This is a genomic window from Phyllobacterium sp. P5_D12 (genome assembly GCF_054049495.1).
Genome location: NZ_JBFUMG010000291.1, coordinates 1 through 5,556, shown reverse-complemented (window position 1 = coordinate 5,556; position 5,556 = coordinate 1). Strand labels below are relative to the sequence as shown.

7 protein-coding genes and 1 pseudogene are annotated in these 5,556 nt (G+C 53.5%); 4 read left to right on the top strand and 4 right to left on the bottom strand.

Going from position 1 to position 5,556, the window contains the following annotated elements; translation table 11 throughout:
- Both ACXJ5O_RS17420 and ACXJ5O_RS17415 read left to right on the top strand, forming a co-directional pair.
- On the top strand, positions 1–462 hold a 462-nt coding region (locus tag ACXJ5O_RS17420; RefSeq protein ID WP_457300985.1), incomplete at its 5' end, for a sensor histidine kinase.
- Positions 462–1,118 (top strand): response regulator, encoded by a 657-nt coding sequence (locus tag ACXJ5O_RS17415; RefSeq protein WP_457300984.1) that lies wholly within the window; start codon positions 462–464, stop codon positions 1,116–1,118. The genes ACXJ5O_RS17420 and ACXJ5O_RS17415, both read left to right, overlap by 1 nt.
- 35 nt (positions 1,119–1,153) lie before the next feature.
- Here the strand turns inward: ACXJ5O_RS17415 and ACXJ5O_RS17410 are convergent, their stop codons facing one another.
- Entirely contained in the window at positions 1,154–1,651 is a 498-nt protein-coding gene (locus tag ACXJ5O_RS17410) for a hypothetical protein (RefSeq protein ID WP_457300983.1), read from the bottom strand.
- Positions 1,652–2,146: 495 nt separating this feature from the next.
- Here ACXJ5O_RS17410 and ACXJ5O_RS17405 point away from each other — a divergent pair, with 495 nt between their 5' ends.
- Positions 2,147–2,806 carry a sugar transferase gene (locus ACXJ5O_RS17405; RefSeq protein WP_457300982.1) on the top strand — a complete coding sequence of 220 codons (660 nt, stop codon included), beginning with the start codon at positions 2,147–2,149 and terminating at the stop codon, positions 2,804–2,806.
- A gap of 369 nt (positions 2,807–3,175) precedes the next feature.
- The gene (locus ACXJ5O_RS17400) at positions 3,176–3,661 is read left to right on the top strand and encodes a hypothetical protein (protein ID WP_457300981.1); all 486 of its coding nucleotides are present in this window, start codon (positions 3,176–3,178) and stop codon (positions 3,659–3,661) included.
- A gap of 226 nt (positions 3,662–3,887) precedes the next feature.
- On the opposite strand, the gene ACXJ5O_RS17395 is transcribed toward ACXJ5O_RS17400, so the two are convergent.
- From ACXJ5O_RS17395 to ACXJ5O_RS17385, 3 genes and pseudogenes are all read right to left on the bottom strand, one after another.
- Complete coding sequence (locus tag ACXJ5O_RS17395) at positions 3,888–4,106, bottom strand: hypothetical protein (protein ID WP_457300980.1); 219 nt, start codon at positions 4,104–4,106, stop codon at positions 3,888–3,890.
- Between the two features lie 291 nt (positions 4,107–4,397).
- Positions 4,398–4,484 (bottom strand): annotated as a pseudogene (locus ACXJ5O_RS17390) (VOC family protein); the annotation flags it as partial.
- 132 nt (positions 4,485–4,616) lie between these two features.
- Entirely contained in the window at positions 4,617–5,351 is a 735-nt protein-coding gene (locus tag ACXJ5O_RS17385; protein WP_457300979.1) for a hypothetical protein, read from the bottom strand.
- Positions 5,352–5,556 lie beyond the last annotated feature (205 nt).

The following is a 5,556-nucleotide window of genomic DNA, read 5'->3' as shown; positions in this document are numbered from 1 at the left end:
CTGGACGAGGCGATGCGTGAAATCAGGAACATTTGCGACGGCCTTGTGCTGCCACATATAGAGGCGGCCGATTTGCCAGAAATCATCCAGCGGGCGGTTAAAGCCCACGAGTATCGTACCGGGTCGAGCGTTGATTTATCGATGTCAGGCACCCCGGCGCAGCTCGAACCTTCCGCAAAAATTTGCATTTATCGCTTTATACAAGAAGCTTTGAACAATGGATTCCAGCATGGCGGAGGCATTGAACAACGGGTTGTGGAAACTTTTCGAGGCGAACGCGTTGTAGTCGAGGTCTCTGACAGCGGGCCTGGATTCGATCCAGCCACTGGTCGTACCGGTATCGGACTTGCCGGGCTAAGAGATCGAGTGGAAAGTCTTGGGGGCCATTTTACGATAGAGTCTTCAGCACGAGGGACTAGGGTACGGATGTCACTGAATTTGGACGGACTGGAGCAGGTGTAATGACTGGACTAAGTATTGCAGTGATCGACGATCATCCGTTATTCAGGGAGGGGGTCAGGCGCAGCCTCGGTGAAATCAACGGCTTCCAGATCGTTGGAGAAGGCTGCACGAAGGAGGACGCGATCCGGATTGCCCATGATCACCGCCCKGACGTTATTCTAATGGACATCTCTATGCCAGGCGGTGGCCTGGACGCGATCTCTCCGATCCTCGACCATTTCCCCGACCAAAAGATCATCATGCTGACTGTGTCAGAGAGGAGTGACGATGTGACAAAGGCTCTGAACAGCGGCGCGAAAGCATATGTCCTCAAAGGCGTCGGCTCACGGGCGCTGGCCGAAATAATCCGAGCTGTCGCCTCTGGCGAGGGTTACGTTTCTCCGGCCCTATCGGCCCGGATGCTATCGGATCTGTCATCCATCTCCAATGCGTCCAATAAGACTGATCTGATCTCCGAACTCTCCAGTCGCGAGTATGAGGTCCTGGATCTTGCCGCGGCCGGTTTGAGCAACAAGCGGATTGCGCTGAAGCTCGACATTCACGAAAAAACTGTGAAGCACCATATGGGACGCATATTTGCGAAACTTAACGTGACAAACAGGACGGAAGCCGCGATGGCCCTGCGTGACGCTGGTTACGATATCCGCTTGGCATAATTGGTCATTGCATGGCGCACCCAGTTGCAAAACAATCAGCGGGCGAACGACTGTAGTCTCGATTGATCAGAAATTGTTGCTGTGYGGTTAATGATGGTGCGCCCCCTCGCATCCTTCATTGTGTAGCGCCCGGCCTCAATCCTTTCGCTCATTCCATTCTTGTGACGAACTTCAATCGAAGAGTCATCAACTTCCCCGTTTTCGCGGGTAGCGGGTTTGGATTGATTGACTGTAGGGCCCTTTTCATCGCCGCTCTGGCCCGCATTGTCGTTTTTCCCGTCCTTGCCGTTATTACCCTTCCCGTTCCCTCCGCCACTACTTCCACTGTCGCCGCCGTTGCTATTGCCTCCGCCCTTGCCGCCTCCATTACCACCACCCTTGCCGCCGCCATTGCCTCCATCTTTTGCCCACGCCGATTGTGCGTGCAAACTCAGAGATTGACCATCAAAGGTGATTTCAAAGGGCGTCGCCACCAATGCCGCTGCTACGAAGGCGCTACAAAGGACGCGAGCCAGTCCAAAACGGGTATGCATAGTGCCTCCTAGAAGTTCTGTCCTCATAACAGAACGCAAGACAAAGGGAAGGTTTGGTCTCTGTTGCGGCTCAAAGCAACTGCAGTCACAGAAGTGGCGGGCCTCAAGAGGGCTTCCCCGAATTTGGCATGTCGCGTTCGCATGTCAACATCGCCATACCCTTCCATATCAAACGATCGCCTCGCGGTATTCCGACTTTGGTCCGATGATCGATTGTCATAAGACTCATCCTTCCCTGGTCTGAAGTCCGAGGAGGAACGTGACCGACCTTAGGTTCACCGAGCCGAGCCTCTTCATTGCTGAACAGCAATCGGACTTTGGTCTGATCTTGGGCTTGGCATAAGTCCCACGCTTCCTAGGGCTGAAGCCCAACGGTGGAACGAAGTCCCCAGTCCTGGGTTGGCGTGGGGGATTGCCGCGCCTATGAAGAGTTGGTTTAGCCATCCAAAACACGAAACGAGCCAGCTTCTTGAGAACCACTCGAAAGGACTTCTTGTGACGACGAAAACAATTCGAGAATCCGAAGAACTTGAAAAACTTCCCATTGGAGGTTTCTTGAAACGATCGTTCGATGTGTTTGCCGCGATCCTTGCCCTTATCCTCCTCAGCCCGCTGTTTGTACTGCTCTCCTGTCTGGTTAAGTTGTCTGATGGTGGACCTGTTCTCTATGGCCATCGCCGCATCGGGCGTGGTGGGAATGCGTTCTATTGCCTCAAATTTCGTACGATGGTTACTGACGGTGATGCCATCCTGGAAGCTCATTTCGCTGCAAATCCGGAGGCACACGCAGAATGGGTGGCGATGCGAAAGCTGCGGGCCGATCCACGTGTCACCACACTCGGCATCGTGTTGCGGAAATTGAGCCTCGACGAATTACCTCAGCTGGTTAACATTCTTCGCGGCGAGATGAGYCTGGTTGGGCCGCGTCCTGTAGTGAAGGACGAGATCGAGCTCTATGGYTCCGCCGCAACYTAYTATTTCAAATCGCGCCCGGGCCTGACTGGCGTGTGGCAGATCAGCGGCCGCAATGATGTCAATTATGACGARCGGATAGCTTTCGATAAGCAKTACGTTGAAAACTGGTCCTTTCAGAARGATATCATMATCATTCTCAAGACCATTCCCGCCGTATGTGCGTCTCGCGGATCCTACTGAAGCGGTTCGGTAGGTTGCTTTTCTGAAAGCCGGTGCAGCTGTGCGCAAATCGACCCCTGAGAGATGAGCAGGAATGCACCGAAGAAAGACGGCCGAACCGGCTATGTCTGCGGCCCGCCGTCTGAAGTCAAAGGCGGGGTTATAAGTCATGAGGCGGTCTACAGAAATCCAACGGCGCCTATATCTACTGCTACAAAAGCAGCTTTTCGACGCTCAGCTCGCAGCCGTGGCGGCACAGCAGGCAGCGACAACCGAGATGAAGAAACGTCAAACAAGATGTACTGGTCCCCTATAGGCGTGTTCCTGACTGCCCTGATCACGCTTGGGATCGCCATCGTACAGCAGATGAATAGCTAAGGGATTCTGGAAATGGCTGTTGGTATAAGCGAGGCTTACGGGGCACTGAAAGATACCTTTGATATCGCCAAAGGCATCAAAGATATAAGCGACAAGGTCGCGCTAAATAACGCGGTCATAGAGCTTCAGGGGAAGATACTCGAAGCACAAGCGGCCATACTTTCTAGCGCTGACCGGGAACGGGAACTCGAAGAGAAAATGACTGACCTCAAACGGCAGCTTTCTGTTTACGAGGATTGGGACGAGATTGCTGCCAACGACGTACTCATGGACTATGGTGGGAACACATATGCTTACGAGTTCGTGGCAGACCCCAGCGAACCGTCAAATGTGCCTCATAGAGCCTGTCCAAATTGTTTTGGTCAGCGCAAAAAATCCATTCTGCAATTCACACTACGCGACCCCTATCAGCGCGACCATTACAAGTGTCACGCATGTGGGGACACATTTGTATTCGGCGTAAGCGAAAATCCGCCATCCATACCCGAGCGGTATTAATGACCTTAACAATCTGCATATATGTCCCAGCTCCCCTAGTATCCCACTGTCCCAACCCYTGTAAAAAGGGTTTGGGGACACGGTGGTGTGACATGCTCGGGGATAGGCTTTTTTCTTGGGACAGGAGTGTGCCAACGATAGTGTCAACTTATTCGTCTGCATCTTCTAGCACCGCAATGCCTTGCAACGCTGCACCTGCGCGGCGATTGGGATTGATCCTCAGGTTCTATCTGTTAGCCCGCTCGAAGCCTTCGTTCCACTGCTTCCAGTGACGTGAGTTTTCGCGGTAGGGATTGTCCAGCTTGACGCCAGTTTCTCTTGAGCGTCGAGCGTCTCTCAGCCCATTGTTGTAAGGGACACCCTGCCTCCGGTCGAATTCGGGTTTTGGTTTGATCGAAGCTTTGACTACGGCCACGAGGTCGTCGAAGTGCTGTTTGAGGTTCATCTTCTCAGAATACTTATCTTTAACGACTGAACAATAGTTGCCCGATGCGTTGGACCAAGGGTGAAACCGAGCCGCGATGGCTGATCCTATCCTTGTCTCGCACAAGGAACATGGACAGATGCTTGCTGGCAGGCGCATCGCGGTTCGTACGTTGGCTTCAKGGCGACCGGTGACACGCACGACCCGTTCTTTCACGGCATTATTGAGCCAGGCACCACAACGAAGTGGTTCAAGCCGTCATGAACCGTCGCCGCATTCTTGCACTCGTCGCTATTTGTCTTCGTATTGCGCTCAGCTGCATTCTTGGGCGAGTCCGATGAGGAGCCCTTCAGGCCCACGGATGTAGCACAGCCGGTACACGTCTTTATCTTGCGCAAGGCGGGGGTACCGGATCGCTGAGAACAGTCGCCGCGAAATGCGACGAGAAGCCACGACCCGCCATTAGCGAGGGCATCTTTTTTATCAAGGCTGCCGAGTTCTTCAATCTTGATATCCGGCAGAATGGGGAAATCACGCGCTGGGGTGGAGTGTTGCTCCCGAGCGCTTCAGATGGCACACCAGCACATAGATGAAGACCAGTATCCCGGCCATTTCGAGACCTTCCTCGAGGTTCGTCAGTATTCGGTAACGAAATGATTCAATCCCTTCAACTTCAGCAACGCTGCCGCCAATCATCTCGAATCCGACGGCGCCGCCAAGGAAGATCAGAGCTGAAAGCACGAGGAGCCCCGCGAGCGTCAACGGAAACGACCTGATGAATGGAATAAAGGCAGCGAGACCGATCAGGCTGACGACACCAGCTGGCGCTGCCCAGGCAAAATACATCAGGCCGGTGTGCTCCATCCTTCCGGACAAAGCAGCAGAAATCTTTTCATGAATACCGGCGAACTCGTCGAACGAAAGCAACAGAAAAAGTACTGTGAGCGCATACCAGTGGTATTTGAATCTGCTGCCGCGMGTGGCTGCGTCCCTGCTTGCCAGAAAAAGCAACCATGCTGCGGAAAATGCTATCACCACAGAAAGCCACGTGAACGCGCTCTCTTCTGAGTCGACGTCGAGCAACCATATCTTGTTGGAAAGGTCCGGCTTGGCACCAGAATATAGTATCAGATCCTGCATAAAACCTGCGCTGAGCAGCAACGCCGAAACGACGCAGGCCAGCACAAACACCCGGCCCGGCTTCACAAGCGCGCGCGCGCTTAACGGAATGTCGCTATTGGCCACATTCGTGAGCCGGACACTCATAGATCACCTAATTTGCATGCACTTGGCATGTCACAAAACCATCACAAATCTGTCGCATTCCTTAATTGATGGTTAACGCATGGAGACAGCAAATGGCTCCCTTCGGAGGACATTTAAATTTGAYGGTCGGTGTAGCCGTGCTGGCGACGCTGATGCTACTCGCCGTGCTCGTCGTGGCTCTGGACATCGAGATTGCGCTGCCGAG